This is a genomic window from Undibacterium cyanobacteriorum, from assembly GCF_031326225.1.
GTDB classification, from domain to species: Bacteria; Pseudomonadota; Gammaproteobacteria; order Burkholderiales; family Burkholderiaceae_D; genus Undibacterium; species Undibacterium cyanobacteriorum.
In genome coordinates, this window is sequence record NZ_CP133720.1 from 339,325 (window position 1) to 362,050 (window position 22,726).

The following is a 22,726-nucleotide window of genomic DNA, read 5'->3' on the forward strand; positions in this document are numbered from 1 at the left end:
GGCATGAATTGTAACAAGAAAGCGCCTCTCCAGCCCTGTTATTTTATGAAGGCCCCTTCTTTTCTTCGAGCGCCTTTCCACGCAGCAAATAGCGCCAAGCTGATCACTGATGGGACTTAGTGACTTGTCGAATTGGATTTCTCATGGAGTACGTGCTCGATGCGACGATCTGGGATCAGCCACATCAAGGCGACCGCGACGTAGATTGCCTGCGCCACCCACGGCAGGTATATCGCTGCAAGAATCGCGAGGGCGTATAACACTAAAGATAACTTGCCCTTAAGATCGCTGCCGATCGCCTTGCGCAGTAAGTGATTATCTTGGCTGGTCTTCATCAAGCTCATCTGCAAAACCCAGTAGGCCAAGGCCGCCATAAACAGATTGACGCCATAGAGTGCGCTCGGCACGGCGGCAAAATGATTCTCGCCCATCCACCCGGTGGTGAACGGCACCAGAGACAGCCAAAACAAGAGATGGAGATTGGCCCACAAACTCGACGCGGAAACTGTGTGGGTCGCATGCAACATATGGTGATGGTTATTCCAATAGATGCCAACGTAGACAAAACTCAAAATGTAGCTGAGAAAAACCGGAACTAATGGCATCAAGTCTTCTAAACTGCCGCCGTGGGGGACCTTGAGTTCCAATACCATGATAGTAATGATGATCGCGATCACGCCATCGCTAAATGCTTCAAACCGTCCTTTACCCATGTCCTGTCTCCTGATGTTGATCGTGCGTTGATTTGCCCGCTATTTTTTGAGATTAAGGGGCAGCCAAGCAAATCGCCATTATGCATCAGGAATGGTTTGAACACTGACCTTGGAATTTTGGGAAACGACTGCGGTGTACATTGAAGCAATGCATGTTATCTCGGCAGCCGACCGATTTGTATTCAAGCGTTCATGCATTGAACAGGCAAAAAAAAGACCAGCAAAGAAATTCTATGCTGGTCTAAACCGGTACTACTCACGCTTCATCAACCGAAGTGGTGCTTGGGTTGACGAAGTTTTCCAACAATCACAAATTCATCGCTCTCCTTTCATAGCAAGAATGAATATTTCCAATGTAGAGTTTTCAAAGACAGATTCTCATTAAAGATTTTCATTACAGATTTTCACTGTAGACGGTCGCAGACTGAGGGCTATGAGCATTACTACGACCACGCATGAAATTAATCAAGCGAATACTTAAACGGAAGATCAGGCGCAGGAACAAGAGTGTGGCGACCGCTTCCAACATCGTTTGGATAAAGGCAAGCGCTTGGTGCGAGGTTTGTGCGCGGCGACGGAATTTTGCCATCATGCGATCACGAGCGATTTCGATACTGTCGTAGAAGCTTGGAACCACTAACAAAGTCAAAATCGTTGAAGTGATCGTGCCACCGATAATCGCAATCGCTAATGGACGGTAGAATTCACCACCTTCACCCAAGCCGAGTGCGACTGGAATCATGCCTGCAATCAGGGCGAAGGTCGTCATCAAAATTGGACGCAGACGCACACGACCCGCATGCATCAAGGCTTCTTCGCGGTCGACACCTTCCTTCTCTTGTTTGCGTGCGGCATCCAGCAAGAGAATCGCATTCTTCGCCACCAGACCCATTAACATGATGATGCCGATGAAGCTCATGAGGTTGATCGTGCTACCGGTGACCATCAAGGCAATCACGACCCCGATCAAAGATAAAGGTAAGGACAACATCACCGCCAAAGGCGCAGTGAAAGATCCGAATTGCATGACCAAGATCAGATACATCAAACCAATGCCAGAGATCAAGGCGATCAACATTTCTGTGAACAATTCATCTTGATCTTGGCCTGCGCCCGCCAAAGACAAACCATAGCCAGCCGGATAGTTCAAAGACTTCGCTAAGTCCATCGCGTCTTTGGTGACTTCGCCGTTAGAACGACCTTGCACATTGGCGGACACTGTAATCGTACGTTTGCCGTTGGAATGTTCGATGGCTGAAGGACCCTTGCCCATCGTAACCGTCGCGATCTGATCAAGCGGTACCATTTCGTTACTACCACTGACGGCAATCGGTAAGCGCTCAATATTCTCTTTACTGACGCGATCACTTGGATGCAAGCGCACTGACACGTCGCGAGTTTCGCCGGTAGGATCAACCCAGTCACCGACTTCGATACCTGCGAAAGCCACGCGCAAAGATTGTGCGGCATCGTTAATCGAAATACCCATGGAATTCGCGAGACCACGATTCATTTCAATCTTTAATTCCTTCTTGGGATCTTGCTCGGACAAACCGACATCGACCGCACCCGGAATTTTGCGAAGTTGTTCCATGTAGATGCTGGTGAGCTCCAACAATTTGCGCGAATCTGGACCGGTGAATTCAATCTGAACCGGTTTGCGCGCACCATTATTGGTGTCATCAATCACCACGTATTCGGCTCCGACCAAAGGACGAATCTTTTCACGCAATTCGACCGCGATTTCCTTTGCGCTACGGCTACGGGTGTTCTTCTTGCCGATGTCAACATAGATACGACCACCGTTGGCGTTGATATTGCTATTAGTGTCCTTGACTTCTTTGATCGTGCGAGCCATTTCAGCGGCGCGCTCCATTTTCAAGCGCGCATATTCCAAGGACGAAGACGCTGGTGTACGTACTTCAATCATCAAATTGCCATTGTCAGACGCCGGTAAGAAACTCGTACCGCCGAAGTTTGCTTGCAACACTAAAGCGCCAACCAATGATGCGAGCGCAATCGCCCCCATCCAACGACGGTGATGCAGAGCCCATGCCACTACATTGCCGTAGCGATCTGCCTGCGCATCAAACCAGTCATTAAAACGTGCTAATACTTTGCTCAAGCCTTTTTTCGGTGCCTTGTGATGATCTGCTGGATCGCCCCAATACGCAGACAGCATCGGGTCCAGCGTAAAGGAAATTCCGAGACTGACCAAAACCGAGCAAGTGACCGTTAATGCAAATGGACGGAACCATTCACCCGCCATACCTGGCATATAAGCCACGGGGATGAATACTGCAATAATTGAGAAAGTCGTCGCTGCTACTGCCAAACCAATCTCCGCAGTGCCTTCCAAGGCCGCAGTGCGGCGGTCAGAACCATTCTGCATGTGACGCACAATGTTTTCACGGACCACAATCGCATCATCGATTAAGACACCAATTGCCAGAGACAAGCCGAGCAAGGTCATGAAGTTCAAGGTAAAGCCGCATAGCCACACGGCGATAAAAGCGGCAATCACCGAGGTCGGTAAGCTTAAGGCGGTGATCAGTGTTGAACGCCAAGAGTTGAGGAAGGCGTAGACCACGAAGATGGTTAATACCGCACCGAAAATCAAAGATTCGATGACGTTATTGAGACTACTTTGCGCATCACGTCCACCATCATAAGTCACTTCAAGCTTGGTACCTGGATGATCCTTTTCCAATTCTTTGTTGATCTCGTCCATGGCCTTGCGGACGCTCTTGGCCACCGACACGGTACTCGCTTCGCGGGAGCGCAACACTTGCACGCCAACATTCGGTTTACCGCTACGGATACTGACGCCATTCACGTCAGCGAAACCGTCTTCAATAGTGGCAACTTGACCGAGGCGAACGATTTGATCGCCGCGACGTTTCACCACGATGTTTTGAAATTCGCTTGGGTTTTCGATCCGACCTACTAAGCGTATGCTTTCTTCTTCCAAATTACCGCGCACTTTACCGACTGGGGCATTGGTATTTTGGGTGCGCAATGCAGCGACGACTTCGGATACGGAAACGTTAAATTCACGCAATTTCTCAGCGCGTAGCAAGACTGATAATTCGCGCTTTAATGCGCCATTGACATTGACCGTTGCGACACCCGGAATGCCGCGTAAACGATTGGCAAGACTGTCTTCAGCAAAACGCGAAATTTCCGCATGACTCATACTGCTCGACGATAGTGCCATGTTCAGGACAGGCTGTTGCGATGGGTCAAACCGTTGAATGACGGGTTCACGCATTTCGGTGGGTAACTTATAGCGCACCGAAGAAATGACGTTGCGTACTTCATCAGTCGCCTCAATCATATTCTTCTTGAAGCTAAAACGCATTTCGAAGCCTGCGCTACCTTCATTGGAATACGAATAGACTTCCGTCACACCAGGCACGCTTTGCAAAGATTTCTCGATGCGGTTGACGATTTCGCGCTCGACCGTGTCGGGCGAAGCACCAGGGTAAGGAATGCTGACGAACAAGCCAGGAATCTCGACGTCAGGATTTTGATTAACGCGCAGCTTACTCATCGCTAGCAAGCCCATCGCCATCAAGGCAATGATCATGACGATCGTGGCGATGGGTTTTTTGATACTGAAATCAGAGAGAAACATGATTAATTCGCTCCGGCCATGGCGACGGTGTTCATCGCGACTTGTTTTGTGACTTGTTCAGGTGCCATTTCAACGACCTGACCATCTTTGAGGTTCGATTTCGGATTGCGCATGATGATGTCACCGGCGGCGACGCCCTTGCGAATCTCGTAGTTACCGGTGCGCGCATCACGGCTACCCAAAGCTAATTCGACTTTGTTGAGCGTCTTGCCGTTGACCTTCCAGGCATAGCTTTTATCACCTGCTTTGACGATGGCTGCTTCGGGTAACATCAAGGCCGCGACGGTTTCTGCTTCAACGGTTCCTTCAGCATATAAGCCGGAGACTTTAGGCTGCTTGCTATCGCTAAAGGCGACCAAGACTTCGACTTGACGAGTCACATCGTTGGCGGCAGGATCAACGCGGGTGATCTTGCCGCGGAATTCTTGACCTGCATAACCGTTGATGCGGAAGCTCACACTTTGTCCGGGCTTCACGACGCCGATTTTGTCAGCGGAAACGCGGCCGACGAAGCGCATGCTATTAGGGTCGATCACCTTCACTAATTCTTTACCAGCTGCGGCGGTGTCGCCAGCCGACACTTTGCGTTCACTAATCACGCCATCGAATGGTGCACGCACAACGGTGCGCGCCAATTGTTGTTGAGCGGCTGCGGCACGCGCTTTGGCTGAGGAGACCTCACTCTGCGCTGCATTGCGGCGCACTTCTGCGTCATCCAAAGATTGCATCGACGTCATGCCCGATGCACGCAGGGTTTTCAAACGTTGCAGATTACGTTCCGCTTGATCGAACGCTAAGCTCGCATTACGTACCGCATCGTTGGCGGAATTGAGGTTGTCGCGAATCGCGGTTTCGTCGAGTTTAACGATGACATCACCGCGTTTCACGGGTTCGCCGTTTTCCTTCAGCACTTGCAGCACCACAGTGGATACTTCGGCGCGAAGATCCGCTTTGCGTTCTGGTTGAATCGAGCCTGTAATGACCGGGCCTGAGGCTAAGGCATTGCTTTGTAAATTTAAGATGTCCTCGTTCGCAATGATGATTTTGTCTGCTTTATCTGCGGTCTTGGCGATGGCTGAGGCACTCGCCGAGGCGCTGTTCTTGCTTGGCTCTGTGCCTTTATTGCAGGCAGCAAGGCTAAGGACTGCGGAAGCAACGGCAAGGACGAGAAGTGTTTTACGAGACATGATAGACACCTACAAAGTAAAAAAACATGAATGGGGATTTCGCGATGGTGAGTATTCCGAAACGCCTCTTCAGCTTCAAGACGCAAAGTTGTGAGACGCATAAAACGCGGGATGAAATGCATAAAACGCGGAACGAAATGAAATCGAATTTTGAGCTCTTGGAGCTAAAAGTAATTTATTGTCATGGCAATAAATCAATGGATGCGCGGGTTTGCCGAGGTACACATGCGTGCTGGTGTCTTGATGGTGGAGTGGGAAGTGCGAGTGCTCGTGCGTGATATCATGCCGCTTTGTCTGATAGCGATTGGTATAAATAAAGCAGCGAGGAAGAAAGAATGAGTCTAGAGCAGTCAACATTAGCGGAAAATCACAAGACTGTTAGTTTTCGGCATGCCATAAAAAGTGATGCAGCGGCGATCGCCATCTTGGTGAATAGTGCTTATCGCGGTGACTCAAGCCGCGCCGGTTGGACCACCGAGGCCGATCTCTTGACCGGTACCCGTATCAACGCGGAGGAGGTCATGCAATTGATCGAAGCAGATCAATCGGTCGTTTTACTCTGTTTGCAAAATCAAGAAATGATCGGTTGCGTGCATCTTGAGAAAACTGATGACGCGGCCTACCTTGGTATGTTTGTGGTACAGCCAATTTTGCAAGGTGGTGGGATCGGGAAGCAGTTCATGCAAGCCGCTGAAGCCGAAGTGCAAAAGCTGTGGGGCGTGAAAAAAATGTGGATGTCGGTGATCAGTGTGCGCAGTGAGTTGATCGCCTATTATGAGCGTCGTGGCTATGTGCGCACCGGACGCTTTAAGCCATTTCCAGCGGAGATTGGAGATGAGTTCCGCTTGGTGAAGGACTTACAATTTGAGGAGATGGAAAAAGTCTTAGCATAGATGATTGTTGCATCGTGTTGTTTCTGACGACTGATTTTTAGCCTTGTACGGAAACAAAATAAACGACTCGAATTAAAAAATTTGTGAGCCGCGTTAGCAAAAGCTGATGCGGCTTTTTTATTTTATGAGCGTCATTTTCCAGTCACGCTGCTCAATACCCGAGCGAATCTTGTCGTGCGTTTGAAAAGCGATTTTTCACCTCGAATACGATGTCATTGTGGTGAATCCAAAAAATTTTTACCGGTGCGAAGGCGTTTTTCACGCCCTATTCTTCGCCTACTTCTTTTTGAAACAGGCAACGGAGAATCAGTATGCAATTGAAATGGGTAATGCAAGTGAGTTTGGCATGTGCACTTGTCATGTCTAGCACTTGGGTCTTAGCCGGCAAAGGCTCTTCCAGTTCCATGTCACGCGGATTCTCTTCGAGCCGCAGTACTCCCTCGATCAAGGCACCAGCACGTCCAAGTAGTTTCGGGAGTTTTGGTCGTGCGCAATCTCAAGCGAATAGTCCACGTGCTTCATCGGTACGTTCCGAGAGTGTGATGTATCGCGATATCAGTCAGCGGCACGCACAAACCAACGCAACTAAAAATTGGGACGCCCGCCAAGCTTCGGACACTTCGACTGGGTCAATAGGCAGCTCTCAAGCGGCTGGTAACTCCTCCTCGAATACGTCAACGCAAGGAACGCGTTTCGGTAATCAGACCACAATGAATAAGGACACCAGCTATCAAACTGGAACCCAAGTGGGAAATCAAGTCGGTACCCAATTTGGCTCACAGACCAATGATCGCAACGCAATGTTGAAAGGTGCGATTGCTGGCGTGGTGATCGGTTCTGTGTTGAGTCAACCGCACAGTGCTTACGGTAGTACTGGCCATCCGAATAGCTCCGGACAGTCAACCGAGGGAATGACGAATGGACCTGTGCCCGTGACAGAACAAGGTGAATTCAAACAGTCGCAAATCAAAGTTGAACAGCCGATGGAAAGCACTGAATTACCCACCAATGCAGCGCAAAGCGCTCAACAAGTCGTTGAGCATGCGGGTACGCAGGATGTGACACCGAAATCGTCGAGTGCCTCTAGCCCATCAGATTCGTCGAGTTCGCTTGGGACATGGGTAATTCTACTGGCGCTGCTGGGCGCTTTGATTTGGTGGACTAAACGACGATTAAACAAAGTACAGAGCTCGATGCAAACGGGCAAACCTCACTATAGCTTATGAAAGGAAGCAAGATGGCGTGGAAAGATGCATGGACACGGGTTTTTACCTCTGGTGCGAAGGTCAGCGGTGTGTCGTCAGTGGTGCAGGAGGATGACAATCTCCCGTTGCGAGCGCGTGTGGGTAGTGTCATCGCACTACAAAAGACACCCATTTTGAGAGCGCAAGCACAAGGTTCTTTAGTGGTCGCGCCGAGTGATGATGAGACGCTGATCCGAGCGATTAGCCGCGTGCGTACCGAGATGGATGGCAAGTTGTATCGCTATTACCTAGGCACGGGCGAGGATGATCAAGCGGAGAAATTCATTGAGGTGTATGTCAATGCCAAGGATGAGGTTGCGGAACTGACTTACTACAGTCGTTTGTGCCGACTCATACCTGAAACGAATGAAGACCAAGCGATTTTCTCGGGGGAGGCTGGTTATGGTTTAGGTGATTTGCATTACACGTTATGGCGTTTTCAACTCGAAGATTTGGGATGGCCATTGGATGCTTTAGATGCGACATTTCTGGATCAAGACCATGTGCAGTATCAGAGGATGATTGGTGATCCGTACGCTGAGTATGTCGCTCCCTTTAGAGCAAGTGAGACGCGTATTGATAGTAGCGATGGGAGTCAAGGATTACGCCAACAGCTGATTTATGTGCCGTATGTGCGCGCTTTGGCAGGCGAGGATAAAGAATTGTTGTTGATCTCCACAGAAGTGGTAGAGAGCGTGAATGGCGACAGAAATAAGCGTGGGATTTTCGTGGATTTTATGGTGGGCATACCGATCGAGCTAGAACGCTTAGTGGTGCAGTAAATAGTCGATGTAAGAAACTTAGAAGATGTTGTTTAATTTTGAAAGGTTAAGAAAATGAGTAATTTAAATGGTTGGGGTTTGACTGCACGTTTGATTAGCAAACATTTTGGTGCTTTGGGTGACAAGATCGCTGAAACCATTGCAGGTTTTGATCCAGAGACCGCGACCGAAGCTGATCGCGATCGTTTAGCAGCCACTTTGCGTGAAGCGGCACAGAAGCTAGCCAGTGCGCGTGCGTCCTTCAAACAGGAGAGCGGTGATGTACAACGCCTACGCGAACTCATTAAGAGTGATGAAAAAGTATCGCTGAGTTTGGCTGAGCGATTGAGCGCTGGCAGTATCTCCGAAGCGACCGTGAATTTATTCTGTGATGAGCTCGAAGCGAATAAGGCACGTTTGCCAATTGAAGAACAGGAGGCTGCCGATGCACAGGAATACATGAACGAGTTGCAGAAAATTGTCGACGCATTGTCACAGGAATTGGCGCAGTTCGATGCGGCCGCAAAGAAATCCATGCAAAATTTGGCAAGCGCCAAGGCGCAAAAGGATCTGCAAGAATTACGTATGGAGCGCCAAAGTCAGTTGGCGAGTTTGAGTGGCATTCGTGGTCAATCAAGTGCCTTAAATGCGCTGACCAAGCGAGCAGAAAAAGTCATGAATGAAGCAGCTGGTTTGCGCATTGTGGCCGACATCGCCCAGAAGCCAATTGATCAAGCCGCGGAGATTGATGCCATCCGCCGTTCTGTGGCGAAGCAGACCAATGATGGTGAGACGACTTTGCAGCGTTTGCAGCGTTTATCGAACAAAAACGATGTAGAAGTCGCGGCATAGAGATCGACACTTCAACCACCACATGATTGACGCGTCATAGTGGGTGGAAATCTGAGAGCCAAGGCATGGGTTTTTCTCATGCCTTTTTCTTATTTTTGATGCAATGCTGCAGTGGAAAAAGTAGGAAAAACCACAATCGATTCAATCACAAGCTTATAAATGCAGATATGACGAATACGATCGTTGCACTATAGAAATATGGTGCTAGAATTTTTGCATACGTCTTTATTGAATTTAGTGTTTGCTCCAAGCGATCGGGAGAACCTCATGCTTACACGTATCGGCATTGCAAAGCGTCTATATTTGGCTTCGTTTGTTTTGATACTCGCGCTAGCGGCTGTGGCGGTTGATGGCTGGGTTTCTCTGCAAGCGATGAAAGATATGGTCGTCAAGACTGAGGAAAAAAGGGTCCCTCAGCTCATGCAAATTGCAACAATTGAGTTGAACATTACGCGCGTTTCTTTGCAGTTACGACATGCAATTCTATCTCGTAATCCTGCGGAGTTAGATGCAACGATGGCAGACATCAAAGAAAAGCGCAATACGATTGATAGCACAATTCGTGAGTTTGAAAATGGCGTGTTCACTCCGGAAGGCCGAGCCTTTATCAATAATTTCAAGCCTAGCGTCAAGAATTTTTGGGATGTGGGAGAGCAGAATATTCGTTTGATTTTGGAGGGTAAGAAAGACGAGGCCTTTGCATTCTTGGTGGATAAGACTATTCCTGCGCGGAACATACTCTTGACTCAAAGTGGTAACGAAAAAGAACGACAAAGTAAGCAGCTCAAAGTCGAATTAGGAACCTTTGGAAAAACTGCCGACACCACCGGTTTGCAGATCGTTGGTTTAACCATTGCTGTTGGGGTTGGTTTACTCGCATTCTCAGCTTACATCACAGGTGTGTTGCGACGTCGCATTCAGAGCTCACAAATAGTGGCGGAGCGCGTGCGTGATGGTGATTTGACACATGCCATTTTCGATGATGCCAATGATGAATTTAGCCCTTTACTATCTTCGTTGGAGGCCATGCAAAAATCATTGACAGAGATAGTCGCGAAAGTTCGTCGTGGTTCAGATGGCGTGGCGACAGCGAGTGCAGAAATCGCTTCGGGTAACATGGATCTGAGTGATCGTACCGAAAGTCAAGGTGACGCTTTGGAAAAAACGGTTACAGCGATGGAGGAGTTGAGCACGACAGTCAAACAAAATGCGGACAATGCTCGTCAAGCTAATCAGTTAGCGGCATCAGCCTCAGAGGTCGCCGCTAAAGGTGGTGAAGTCGTGAAGGATGTGGTAGAGACGATGAAGGGAATTAATGCCGCGTCGACCAAGATTGCGGATATTATCGGAGTGATTGATAGCATTGCATTTCAAACCAATATTCTGGCGCTCAATGCAGCAGTTGAGGCAGCTCGCGCCGGCGAACAGGGACGTGGTTTTGCAGTCGTCGCCTCGGAGGTGAGAAGCTTGGCTGGACGTTCAGCTGAGGCAGCCCGTGAAATCAAGAAATTGATTGGTGATAGTGTCGATCGTGTCAACATTGGATCAAATTTAGTAGATCAGGCCGGCGCGACGATGGATGAGGTTGTGACTTCCATTCGACGAGTAACGGATATTATGAGCGAAATTAGTGCAGCGAGTCAGGAACAATCGAATGGTGTAGAACACGTGGGATTAGCCATGACTCAGATGGATGCGAGCACGCAGCAAAACGCCGCTTTGGTCGAGGAGATGGCGGCAGCTGCAGCCAGTTTGAGGAGCCAAGCCCACGAGCTTGTGACGGCGGTGTCCGTGTTCAAGCTCCGGTAGTAGGATTAAAACTTATCCTTTTTCAATGCAAGCGATATCATCAAGAACCAACCGACTAAGAAAGCCGTACCACCGATCGGTGTGATAGCTCCTAACCATTTGATACCGGTGATAGCAAGAAGGTAAAGGCTGCCACTAAATATCAACGTGCCAACCACAAAACAAAGTGCGATTTGACTTAGTCGTTTCGCGTCATAACGAGTTGACAGCGCAACGAGGCCAAGCATTGCCAAGCCGTGTATGACTTGATACTGCACTGCCGTTTGCCAAATTGCGAGCATATCAGTACTTAAAATTTGCTTCAGGCCATGTGCGCCAAAAGCGCCGCAGGCGATGGCGATCAGCATGGACGTGGCAGCACTGATGAGGATGTGACGTTCTTGCATATCTTGCGACTCGATTGAAAAATTGTGAGAGAAAACGAAGGACCGATAAGTCGCTGCGATTTTAGTACAAATTGTCTTAACTAGGAAAAAGGGACATCAGCTGATGTCCCTTTTTTGTGCTTTGCCGTCCGAACACGAACAGTGCGAAGTGTGTGTTACGCTGCGTTCGCTTTCTGTTCGTTGCTCATTGCAAATTCAGCGAGTAATTTCGCTTCTTTTGTCTTCGCCGCTTTGAAATGACGCTCTTTCACATGACCGTAACCACGAATGTCTTCGGGAATACTCGCCAAGGCGATTGCGGTACTGAGATTGTCTTTGGAAAGTTGTGGCAACAGCTTGTTCAACAATTGTTTGTACTCGACGGGCAAGGCGCGTTCCATGCGACGTTCTTCGGTGTAACCAAAAATGTCGAGTGCGGTACCGCGCAATGACTTCAGACTTGCTAAGACGCCGAAAGCTTTCATCATCCATGGGCCAAACTTTTGTTTGATCAAGTGACCTTTTTCGTCACGCTTCGCGAACAACGGTGGCGCCAAGTGGAAGTTGATTTCGTAGTCGCCTTCAAACATGTCAGCAATTTTCTTTTGGAATTTGCCGTCTGTGTACAAACGAGCGACTTCGTATTCATCTTTGTACGCCATCAGTTTGAATAAGTACTTCGCGACTGCTTCAGTCAAACGCAAAGCTTTGCCGTCAACGATCTTGCTTTCGGCAGCTTTGACTTGAGCCACAAAATCGGCGTAGCTCTGGGCGTAGGCGGCGTTTTGATAGTCCGTCAAGAAAGCGACACGTTTACTGATCACGTCGTCGAGACTCGGTGCGCGTTTCAGTTCAATGACTTGTGCCGGTGTCGTTAAGCGCACCACTGCGTTCAAATCATTAGCTGCCACGCGACCCCAGTTGAATGCTTGTTTATTGAAATCGATCGCAACACCATTGAGCTCGATCGCACGCATCAAGGCTGATTCTTCCAGAGGCACCCAGCCTTTTTGCCAAGAGTAGCCCAGCATAAACATGTTGGCCGCAATGCTATCGCCCATCAATGCGGTGGCGATGTTGGTGGCGTCAACCATATCGACCAAATCTTCGCCGCATGCTTTACGGATTTCGTTTTCTGCAGAGCCCGCTGGGAATTGCCAATTTGGATTTTTGATGAAGGTCGCAGTTGGGCTGCTGCTGGAGTTGATAGCACCATGGGTGCGACCTTCACCCATACGTGACAGCGCTTCTTTGCCCGCAGTGACGATCAAATCGCAACCGATGACCAAGTCAGCCATACCTGTACCAACACGTGTTGATTGAATGTCTTCGGCTTTATCCGCCAGACGTACGTGGGACATGACCGCGCCGCCTTTTTGTGCCAAGCCTGTCATATCGAGTACGGAACAGGATTTGCCTTGCAAGTGGGCTGCCATCGCCATGATCTGGCCAATCGTGATGACGCCAGTACCGCCCACGCCGGTCACAATCACGCCGTAAGGTGTATTGGTGCTTGGCAGTGTTGGCAACGGCAAGCTCGTGACATCGAAAGCGCTGCCAGCTTCAATTTTTGCTTTGGCCGGTTTCTTCAGTTTGCCGCCCTCCACGGTGACGAAGCTTGGGCAGAAACCATTGACGCAAGAATAATCTTTGTTGCAAGAAGACTGATTGATTTGACGTTTACGGCCAAAATCTGTTTCTAAAGGTTCTACTGAGAGACAGTTCGATTGTACGCTGCAGTCGCCGCAGCCTTCACATACCGCTTCGTTAATTACCGCACGTTTGGCTGGGTCAGGGAAACCTGGCTTGCCGTCTTTACCGATCTTTTTACGGCGGCGACGTTTCTCGGAGGCGCAGGTTTGATCGTAAATCATGGCGGACACGCCTTTGCATTCACGTAATTCGCGCTGCACCGCATCGAGTTCGCTACGGTGACGCACCGTGACGCCAGCAGCCCATGGATAATTCGCTGGATATTTTTCTGGTTCGTCAGTGACAACAATAATCGGATGAACACCTTCCGCAGCAATTTGACGAGAGATCATGCCAGGATCGAGTGGACCGTCAAACTCTTGGCCACCAGTCATCGCCACTGCGTCGTTGAACAGGATCTTGTAGGTAATGTTCACTTTGCCAGAAACAGCGGCGCGGATCGCTAACAAACCAGAGTGATAGTAAGTACCATCGCCGAGGTTAGAGAACACATGCTTTTCGTTTGTAAATGGTGCTGCACCAACCCAGGTGACACCTTCGCCGCCCATGTGGGTAAAGGTGGTAGACTCGCGATCCATCCAAGTCACCATGTAGTGGCAACCGATCCCCGCTAAAGCGCGACTGCCTTCTGGTACTTTGGTGGACGTATTGTGTGGGCAACCAGAGCAGAAATGCGGAATACGATCTTTGTTGGCATCTGGTTTTGCGACAGAGTTCAAAGCTGCTTCTTTGGCTTCCAAATATTCAACGCGTTCTTTCACCAATTTTTCAACTGGGTGGCCTGCGTAATAACGGCTAACGCGGGAAGCAATCGCGTGGGCGATTTGTGCTGGGCTCAGTTCATAAGTGGCTGGCAATAACCATTCACCGTGACCTGCGCCTTCGATATTCGTCCATTCACCGGTGTCATCAAATTTACCGACCACGCGTGGACGTGCCGCCTCTTCCCAGTGATACAACTCTTCCTTCAGAGCATATTCTAGGATCTGACGTTTTTCTTCGACCACCAGAATTTCTTCCAAACCGGTCGCAAACTCGCGCACGCCATCCGATTCCAACGGCCATGTCATGCCGATTTTGTACAAACGAATGCCGATATCTTTCGCGACTTGTTCATCAATCCCTAAATCCGCTAATGCTTGGCGCGTGTCGAGATAGGATTTACCAGCGGTGATAATGCCGATTTTTGCATTCGGGCTATCCCAGATAATTTGATTGAGTTTATTCGCACGTGCATAGGCTAAAGCGGCATACCACTTGTAGTTATTCATGCGCGTTTCTTGTGCCAAGACCGGATCTGGTGTGCGGATATGTACGCCATCTGCTGGCATGACGAAGTCTGTTGGGATGATAGGCTTAACGCGATCTGGATCGACTTCCACCACGCAACCGGATTCCACCACATCGGTCACACACTTCATCGAGACCCATAAACCTGTGTAACGCGACATGGCGATCCCATGCAGGCCGTAGTCCAAATACTCTTGTACTGAGGCTGGGTACAAAACAGGGATACCGCAGGCCTTCAAAATATGCTCGCTTTGATGCGCGGCTGTGGAGGATTTTGCTGCGTGATCGTCACCAGCAATCACCAGCACGCCGCCGTGCTTTGAAGTGCCCGCCAAGTTGGCGTGTTTGAACACGTCGCCGCAACGATCCACACCAGGGCCTTTACCGTACCAAATCCCGAACACGCCATCGTATTTCGCGCCAGGGAAGAGATTGACTTGTTGTGTACCCCAGACCGAAGTCGCGGCCAAGTCTTCGTTCACGCCGGGGTGAAAAACGATGTGATTCTTTTCTAAGTGTTTCTTGGCTTTGGCGGCAGTCATGTCGACCGCACCTAAAGGTGAGCCGCGGTAACCTGTAATGAAGCCAGCTGTATTCAAGCCCGCTTTGACGTCTGCTTGACGTTGCAACATACTCAGGCGAATCAAAGCTTGGGTACCGGTCATAAAGGCACGGCCGCGTTCGAGCGTGTATTTGTCGTCAAGAGAGATACTGTAATCGACCAAAGCGTCTTGTTCGGCCTTACTTACGGGTGAATTCATGCTGCCTCCGATTGTCATTGGTGTGGCTGATCAAGCCATCTGTACATGTGGCGCATTGCTACAGCTTGTGGCTGAATCATACGCCTTATAGTCCTAAAAAAAGAGAAAAATCGAGCGATGAAAAATGCTTAATAAGTCATCAAAGCAGTGCTCGATTTGTGCGGGCAGGACAGTAACATGTGTATTCCTCAGTCCCCATGCACAGTAGTCTGCAAAAAGACCGGTACAGTATGAATGACAATTTAATAAAGTGTACTGGTTTGTGATTTCCAAGGAAAACTTTTATTTTGGCAATTAATTTGTATCCTATTGGCAAATCTCAACTCTGTTCGTACGGAAATCTGCGAGAATAGGTGAGCAACTTTTTCCTAAAGGAATCGAATGCTATGAAGCTGTCTAGCGAGGAAATTATCGATCGCATCATGACGCCCAGCTCAAAGTTGATGAGCAAAATCGGCTTGCGCACAAAGTTGGTCGGTATGCTCAGCGCTTTTTGCGTGGCGATTCTTGTTTTGGGAGTGAGTTTACTTACAAAGCAAAATTCAGAATTAAATATCGCACGTGACGAGCTCGCTGGTGTCGTCGCCTCTCGCCAAGTTTTTGCAATCATTCATCAATTGCAGGCGGATCGTATGATCCATACTGAATTGTTGGGAGCGAGTGATCCGAAGTTGCTGGTCGCGGCAAAAAAGTCACATGCAGACCTACAGGCGTCGGTTAAACAATTCGAAAGTACCTTAAACGACAACAAGGCACCTGAGTTAGCGAAGACTTGGTCCGAGATTGCTATAGATCTTAAGGCCATCACGAGTGAGCAAAACAATGCAACACTCCACCGTTTCGACGACTTAGTTCGTAAGTTGCACGAGCTGACAGATTTGATTCACGAGAAGAGTGGCCTCCTGTTTGATCCCGAGTCGGATAGCTATCTACTCATGGATGTTGGCTTGCAACGGCTCCCAGAATGGATTGAGTCGTTATCAAGATTGTCATCACTGAGCGTCATCTTGGCTCAGGCGGGAGATAACGGGCCGCTAGACTATGCGGAGCTCACTTCAGCACGCGATGCGTTGCTGAAGGCGATTCAACAAACTGAGCGTATGCAAGCAGCACTGGAGAGGAGTGGTGAAGAGGCCCCAGCATTTTATGCGAAGGCCAAGACAGATAGCCAAACATTTCTCTCGTTGCTGCAAGCGCAGTTGAAAGATCCCGAACTCAAAGTCGATGTGAAAGCCTTGCTTCAATCGACTAAGCAAGCCTCGGCGCAGAGCCTTCAACTGCAAGATTATTGGAACAAGCGACTACAAACAATTCTGGGCAATCGCGTTGGTTTCGGCCATACCAAGTCTTATCTAACACTTTTCTTGTTACTGGTTTCAATTGCCGCAACGCTGTATTTTACCTACGGTTTTTACTTGAATTTTGTCGGCGCGATCGAAACCTTAGAGGGCTCGGCGAAAGTTGTGGCGGCTGGTGATTTAACTCAGATTGTGCATGTGGAAGGCAAAGATGAACTTGCCATTACAGGCGCTGCGCTTGAACAAATGAGCCACCATCTTTCAGCCTTGGTGGCAAATGTTCGAACCAATGCCAGTATGGTGTTGGAGTTAGGTCAGAATCTGACTGAGGGTATTAACGATATGGCGATTCGTACCGAGCAACAGGCGCATAGTTTGCTCGATACCACGACTAGTGTCGAGAGCCTCAGTGAAACGGTCCGCACCAATGCGCAAAACGCCAAATCGGTCGATAACTTGGCTTCAAACGTCAGGATGATCGCAGAGTCGAGCAATGACATTATGTTGTCAGCGGTTCAGACGATGAATGGCATCCATGAAAGCGCGATGAAAATTCAAGAAATTGTCAGCATGATCGACAAAATTGCTTTTCAAACCGATATTCTGGCGCTCAACGCTGCGGTCGAAGCGGCGCATGCAGGTGAGCAAGGCAAGGGTTTTGCTGTGGTCGCCAATGAAGTCAGGAATTTGGCGCAGCGTAGCGCTGAGTCGGCAAGACAAATTCGGCGATTGATCGACGATGCCGTGAATCGGGTCGAGTCAGGAGTCGAGCAAATTAACGATGTCAGTATGACCTTGACCGATATTGTTGGCGGGATCCGCAATTTAGCGAAAGACATTAATTCCATTTCCGTGGCCAGTGCTGAACAGAGTGATGGTCTCATCCATATCTCGGATGCAATCAGAGAACTAGATGCCATCACGAAAAGTAATTCGCAAATGGCAGAGAATGCGAAATATGCGTCGAGTGAACTGGAAAACCGCGCGGTTCGACTCAAAGAGGTGGTCTCAACCTTTAGGCTGCGTCAAGGTACGGCTGATGAAGCATTCGCAATGGTGAAAAAAGCTTCTGCTCTGTATCGAATTGTCGGCATGGATGTATTGTCGCGGATCACCCTCGACGCAGAAAAACAGTTTTCTGATCGTGATATGTATGTGTTTGCCTTTGATCGTCAAGGTCAATATTGTGCCTTTGCGGGTAATGAGGAAAAGCTGTCTGTCAATTTATTCCATGTCCCGGGCCTAGATGGAAAACAGCTTGTTGCCGATGCATTCGCTCTGCCTGCGAGCGGTGGATGGGTCGACTATTCGATCGAAAACCCCGTCTCTAAACGGGTGGAATGGAAATCCTCATACATTGAACGTATCGATGATGATATTGTGATCGGATGTGGTGTCTATAAATCTGTCTAGGTATTTCAGCTCCCCGTCTCGAATCTAAAAAGGCACTCAGTTCCGTCTGACCAAAGCTTCGAATTGAAGTGTGAGGGTTGGTCTCGTACGCGTTTGTGCTTTAGCTTGGGCCATCCGTAGATATAGTGTTTAGGCATGCTCACTCGCGCTATAATGCAAGCATGAAACTGAAATTCACTAAAATGCACGGCGCGGGCAATGATTTCATTGTGATTGACGCTATTAATCAAACGATCGCATTCAGTCCGGAGCAATGGCGCTACCTGGCAGATCGTCGTTTCGGTATCGGCGCAGATCAGATTCTAGTGGTTGAGAAAGCGGCATCGTCTGACATTGATTTCCGTTATCGGATTTTTAATGCTGATGGTGGTGAAGTAGAGCAATGCGGAAATGGCTCGCGCGCTTTTGTGCGGTTTGTGGTTGACAAAGGCCTGACGCAAAAACGCAGCATCCGTGTACAAACAATGTCGGGTGTGATTGAACCATCGATCGATGCCGAAGGTTTGATAACGGTCAATATGGGAGTGCCAGATTGCCGACCCAGTGCTTCACATTTCAATTGTGAAGGCCTGCCGCAAGCGAGCCAAGAAGAAGACACCTTGTGGGAGCTTCCCTTGGCGCAAGGAAGTGTGCAAGTTTCCAGCGTCTCAATGGGAAATCCTCATGCTGTACAACTCGTCGCAGATGCCAAGCTGCATCCAGTCGAGGTCGAAGGTCCGCAGATTGAGCGTCATTCGCGATTTGAGAAACGCGTCAATGCTGGTTTTATGCAGGTGATTACCCCTCGCCATATTCAACTACGTGTTTATGAACGCGGTGCGGGCGAGACTCTCGCCTGTGGCACAGGCGCTTGTGCTGCTGTTGTTGCAGGGATTCGACGAGGATTGTTGCAGTCTCCAGTGCAGGTTGATATGCGAGGCGGTCGCTTACAAATTGCATGGCAAGGTGCAGGGCATCCGGTCTTGTTGAGTGGGCCTGCAGTCGCTGTATTTGAAGGTGAAATTGAGGTGCCTGACGTATCAGCGGGGCTAAGTTAACAACATAGAGAAAAAGACCTCGGTGTTTGGCCTCAACAAGCACAGTGCTAAGTGAACTTTCTAAATGAACTGAAGATTTTATGAATTCTCAAGATATTGCAGATTATTTGAGTAACAACCCTCATTTTTTCGAAGAGCATGCTGAGTTGCTCGCGAGTGTAAAACTGACGAGTCCTATCATGGGACGCACCATTTCATTGCAAGAACGTCAGATGGAAATTGTGCGAGAAAAGCTCAAGCACATGGAGTTGCGTCTGGCTGAATTGATGCGGGTCGCGCAAGATAATGATGTAATCACCGCCAAGTTTCAGGCATGGACGCGCGAGTTGTTGTTGGCGCGTAACGATGTGGATTTGCCGTATATCTTGACCAAGAGCATGCAAGATATTTTCCATCTTCCACACGCCACTTTGCGCTTGTGGAATGTGGCGGAAGATTTTAAACATACTTGGTTTGCCGCGCCGACTACCGAAGACGTACAGTTGTTTGCGAAAGGTATGACAACCCCCTTCTGTGGGAAGAATCAAGATTTTGAAGCGGCTTCTTGGATTGAGTCGGATCGCGCGATTGCTTCGATGGCGATGTTGCCGTTACGGATCGAGGCAGATGCGCCGACCTTTGGTTTGTTGGTGCTGGGATCTCCAGATCCTGGTCGATTTACCAAAGACATGGCAACCGATTTCCTGGCGAAAATTGGGGATACCACGAGCGCCGCTTTGTATTGCATGATCGACTTATAATCAGTCGCAGTATAAAGATCCCTGTTCAGAAACAGTCTGAGTAAGGATAGAGGGCATGGAGAGCCAGTTCAACGGAAGTTCGAGCGCCAGCGTTCAACAATATGTGGACGTCTTGCGCCATCAACGCCAGCTATCTCACCATACCCTCAAAAACTATCAGCTTGATCTGCAAGAATTACTCGATTTCGCACAATCGCGAGATCTTTCCCAGCTGAGCTACTTCGATATCCGACGGTTCACTTCGAAGTTGCATGCGCAAGGACTCAATCCGCGTAGCATCGCCCGCAAACTATCGAGTTGGCGTGGATACTATCGTTGGCTGGCGGAGTCTACCAACTTGGTGGCAAATCCCGTCGATGGTGTGAAAGCCCCGAAAAAAAGCAAATCTCTCCCCAAAGCGCTCGGCACTGATGAGGCGGTCAGTCTGGTGTCAGAGGCGACTGGAGACGCCGCGTCGGCTTTAGCGGATCATGCGATGTTTGAACTCTTGTATTCGAGTGGGCTGCGGGTCTCCGAATTAGTCGCGCTCGATCTGCGCGATTTTTCTGATGCGGGCTATCACAGCACTGCATGGATCGATCTGGAGCAAGCCGAAGTGCACGTCACGGGTAAAGGAAACAAACAACGGATCGTCCCAGTGGGTGGTGCAGCGCTGTCTGCGATCAGGACTTGGCTTGACGCACGTCCCCAGCTTGTGAAAACGGATGCGCGTCCGCTTTTTCTAACGGCACGCGGCACGCGTATGTCGGTGCGCTTGGTGCAATTGCGCCTTAAAAAACATGCGCAGAAGACATCGATTAGTAGTGATGTCCATCCCCACGTTTTGCGCCATTCTTTCGCTTCACATGTCTTGCAATCTTCCGGGGATTTGAGAGCGGTGCAGGAAATGCTAGGGCATAGTTCGATCGCCGCCACGCAAGTCTATACGGCACTTGATTTCCAACATTTGGCACAAGTGTATGATGCTGCTCATCCGCGTGCGAAGAAGAAAGACTAAATCTTTCTAAGACGAGAACTGCTGTGGCAGTAGAGCGTTTTAATAAAACGAACTGATGGCACCGCTGATTTTGCAACTGGATTGCAAATGAGGCATAATGCGGCGGCATCTTCGTTTCAGAAAGTGAGTTTGCCTTTCTGTGTGTTTGATTTTTGATATATGTCTGATCACTTTCATCGCCACTATTTATCCGAGCAAGATGGGGCTGCAGAAGCGCGTTCTGCCCTTCGCTCGGTGGGATTGCGTGTCACAACTCCGCGCATTAGCGTCTTGAGTCTTTTGTTGCTTCAGCAACGTGCGATGTCACACACGGAGATGCAAGAAGATCTGCCTGAAATTGATCGGGTGACCTTATACCGTTCCCTTGATAGTTTAGCTGAGGCGGGCCTCGCCCATAAAATCATCGGCGATGATCGCATCACGCGATTTCGATTCGGAACTGCCCATAGTACGCAGCATGTTAATGGACAACAGTCCCACCAACATGGGCACTTCCAATGTTTGCGATGCGCCAAAGTTTTCTGCCTTGAGCAGGCACCTATGATCGACCTGATTGAGGCGCAGTTGCGTGCTAGTTTGCGCCCCGGCTTTGCGGCCCAGAGTGTCGAAATGACTATTAAGGGTTGGTGCGATCAGTGTAATGAATCTTGTTGAGGACCTATGGCTTTAATACCGACTACTATCTTGACCGGCTTCTTGGGAGCTGGAAAAACGACCTTATTGAATCGTATTTTGCGGGAAAACCATGGCTTTAAGATTGCCGTGATCGAAAATGAGTTTGGCCAAGAAAACATCGACAATGCGATTTTGCTTCAGGAAACGAATGAGCAAATCATTGAGATGAACAATGGATGCATTTGCTGTACCGTGCGCGGGGACTTGATTTCCGGCCTGAGTAAGTTGATCGAACAACGCGACGCGGGCGCAATTCAATTTGATCGATTGGTTATTGAAACGACGGGTTTGGCCAATCCTGGTCCGGTCGCACAGACCTTCTTTGTCGACGAAGAAGCGGGCACTCACTATATGCTTGATGCGGTCGTGACCGTGGTCGATGCTATGCATGCGATGCAACAGCTCGATGAGCATGAGGAAGCACAGCGGCAGGTTGGTTTCGCCGATAAGATTCTGTTGTCAAAGACAGACTTAGTGACGCCTGAGCAACTCGCTATTTTGCGGGCGCGCCTCGTGCAGATGAATCCACGTGCGAGTATCGTGTCCAGTGATTTTGGTCGGGTTCCTATTTCTGAAGTGTTGGATCTCAAAGGCTTCAATCTCAATGCCAAGCTCGAGCTTGATCCAGACTTTCTGCGTGCGGAAGAGTCCCATGAACATGCCTGTGATGAGCATTGCGATCATCACCATGCGCATGGGCATGATCATCATGAGCATGGTCACCATAATCATCACCATGCACACCATAGCGATGACATTGGAGCGTTTGTGTTCCGCACTGAGCGTCCATTTAATACAGAAAAATTAGATTATTTTCTAGGTGGTTTGGTACAGGTTTATGGTCCGCGCATGTTGCGTTACAAAGGAGTGTTGTATATGGAACACGCCGACCGCAAAGTGATTTTCCAAGGAGTTCACCAAATTATGGGGACTGATATAGGGGGAAAATGGGCGGAACATGAACCAAAAGAAAGCAAAATGGTTTTTATTGGTAAAAATCTACCGAAAGAGATTTTTATTCAAGGTTTGGAGCAATGTTTGGTATAAACTAGCGCCCTATTGAATTATTCAGCCTGAAGGTCGCCGAATAATTCAATAGGTTTGTATGCGGAACAAGCAGACACTATACTAGGCCATACGCGTTTGAATCACGGAACTCAGTTGGTCGCGCCAGTCAAAGAGGGCGCTCTATGAGTTCAGTAATGGTTCATTGAATGACGAAGGGCCTGGAATGTTCCTTGAGGGGAAGCTGCGGGCTCTACCGGAGTTCGTAACTTGTATAGATTAACCCGATGTATCGAAAGTAAGCGAAGTGGCAACTAAATCATCTAAATCGACTGC

At 49.1% G+C, this 22,726-nt stretch carries 16 protein-coding genes; 11 read left to right on the plus strand and 5 right to left on the minus strand.

The features are described 5' to 3' along the window. Positions 1-116: 116 nt before the first annotated feature. From RF679_RS01460 to RF679_RS01470, 3 genes are all read right to left on the minus strand, one after another. Complete coding sequence (locus RF679_RS01460; protein ID WP_309482455.1) at positions 117-713, minus strand: TMEM175 family protein; 597 nt, start codon at positions 711-713, stop codon at positions 117-119. A 394-nt stretch (positions 714-1,107) separates the two neighbouring features. Then, positions 1,108-4,350 carry an efflux RND transporter permease subunit gene (locus RF679_RS01465; protein ID WP_309482456.1) on the minus strand — a complete coding sequence of 1,081 codons (3,243 nt, stop codon included), beginning with the start codon at positions 4,348-4,350 and terminating at the stop codon, positions 1,108-1,110. 2 nt (positions 4,351-4,352) lie between these two features. After that, a complete protein-coding gene (locus RF679_RS01470; RefSeq protein ID WP_309482457.1) occupies positions 4,353-5,537 on the minus strand; it encodes an efflux RND transporter periplasmic adaptor subunit in 1,185 nt (394 codons plus the stop codon). A gap of 335 nt (positions 5,538-5,872) precedes the next feature. On the opposite strand from RF679_RS01470, the gene RF679_RS01475 reads away from it, so the two are divergent. The 5 genes from RF679_RS01475 to RF679_RS01495 all read left to right on the plus strand — a co-directional run bounded on the left by RF679_RS01475 (position 5,873) and on the right by RF679_RS01495 (position 11,096). Then, on the plus strand, positions 5,873-6,430 hold the full coding sequence (locus RF679_RS01475) for a GNAT family N-acetyltransferase (RefSeq protein WP_309482458.1): 558 nt from the start codon (positions 5,873-5,875) through the stop codon (positions 6,428-6,430). A gap of 311 nt (positions 6,431-6,741) precedes the next feature. Then, complete coding sequence (locus RF679_RS01480; protein WP_309482459.1) at positions 6,742-7,656, plus strand: hypothetical protein; 915 nt, start codon at positions 6,742-6,744, stop codon at positions 7,654-7,656. Positions 7,657-7,667: 11 nt separating this feature from the next. Further along, positions 7,668-8,456 (plus strand): hypothetical protein, encoded by a 789-nt coding sequence (locus RF679_RS01485; protein WP_309482460.1) that lies wholly within the window; start codon positions 7,668-7,670, stop codon positions 8,454-8,456. A 54-nt stretch (positions 8,457-8,510) separates the two neighbouring features. Continuing rightward, positions 8,511-9,287 (plus strand): coiled-coil domain-containing protein, encoded by a 777-nt coding sequence (locus RF679_RS01490; protein ID WP_309482461.1) that lies wholly within the window; start codon positions 8,511-8,513, stop codon positions 9,285-9,287. Between the two features lie 267 nt (positions 9,288-9,554). Then, complete coding sequence (locus RF679_RS01495) at positions 9,555-11,096, plus strand: methyl-accepting chemotaxis protein (RefSeq protein WP_309482462.1); 1,542 nt, start codon at positions 9,555-9,557, stop codon at positions 11,094-11,096. A gap of 5 nt (positions 11,097-11,101) precedes the next feature. Here the strand turns inward: RF679_RS01495 and RF679_RS01500 are convergent, their stop codons facing one another. Both RF679_RS01500 and RF679_RS01505 read right to left on the minus strand, forming a co-directional pair. Then, entirely contained in the window at positions 11,102-11,482 is a 381-nt protein-coding gene (locus tag RF679_RS01500; protein WP_309482463.1) for a DUF423 domain-containing protein, read from the minus strand. 155 nt (positions 11,483-11,637) lie between these two features. Further along, a complete protein-coding gene (locus RF679_RS01505; protein WP_309482464.1) occupies positions 11,638-15,225 on the minus strand; it encodes an indolepyruvate ferredoxin oxidoreductase family protein in 3,588 nt (1,195 codons plus the stop codon). A gap of 386 nt (positions 15,226-15,611) precedes the next feature. Here RF679_RS01505 and RF679_RS01510 point away from each other — a divergent pair, with 386 nt between their 5' ends. The 6 genes from RF679_RS01510 (at position 15,612) to RF679_RS01535 (ending at position 22,432) form a co-directional block, all read left to right on the plus strand. Next, complete coding sequence (locus RF679_RS01510) at positions 15,612-17,936, plus strand: methyl-accepting chemotaxis protein (RefSeq protein ID WP_309482465.1); 2,325 nt, start codon at positions 15,612-15,614, stop codon at positions 17,934-17,936. A gap of 161 nt (positions 17,937-18,097) precedes the next feature. Beyond that, on the plus strand, positions 18,098-18,973 hold the full coding sequence (gene dapF / locus RF679_RS01515) for a diaminopimelate epimerase (protein WP_309482466.1): 876 nt from the start codon (positions 18,098-18,100) through the stop codon (positions 18,971-18,973). An 80-nt stretch (positions 18,974-19,053) separates the two neighbouring features. Beyond that, on the plus strand, positions 19,054-19,713 hold the full coding sequence (locus RF679_RS01520) for a DUF484 family protein (protein WP_309482467.1): 660 nt from the start codon (positions 19,054-19,056) through the stop codon (positions 19,711-19,713). A 55-nt stretch (positions 19,714-19,768) separates the two neighbouring features. Continuing rightward, positions 19,769-20,710, plus strand: coding sequence for a tyrosine recombinase XerC (gene xerC, locus RF679_RS01525; protein WP_309482468.1), 942 nt, complete (start codon positions 19,769-19,771; stop codon positions 20,708-20,710). A gap of 159 nt (positions 20,711-20,869) precedes the next feature. Then, positions 20,870-21,364 carry a Fur family transcriptional regulator gene (locus RF679_RS01530; RefSeq protein ID WP_309482469.1) on the plus strand — a complete coding sequence of 165 codons (495 nt, stop codon included), beginning with the start codon at positions 20,870-20,872 and terminating at the stop codon, positions 21,362-21,364. 6 nt (positions 21,365-21,370) lie between these two features. Further along, positions 21,371-22,432, plus strand: coding sequence for a CobW family GTP-binding protein (locus RF679_RS01535; RefSeq protein ID WP_309482470.1), 1,062 nt, complete (start codon positions 21,371-21,373; stop codon positions 22,430-22,432). The last annotated feature ends 294 nt before the right edge of the window (positions 22,433-22,726 follow it).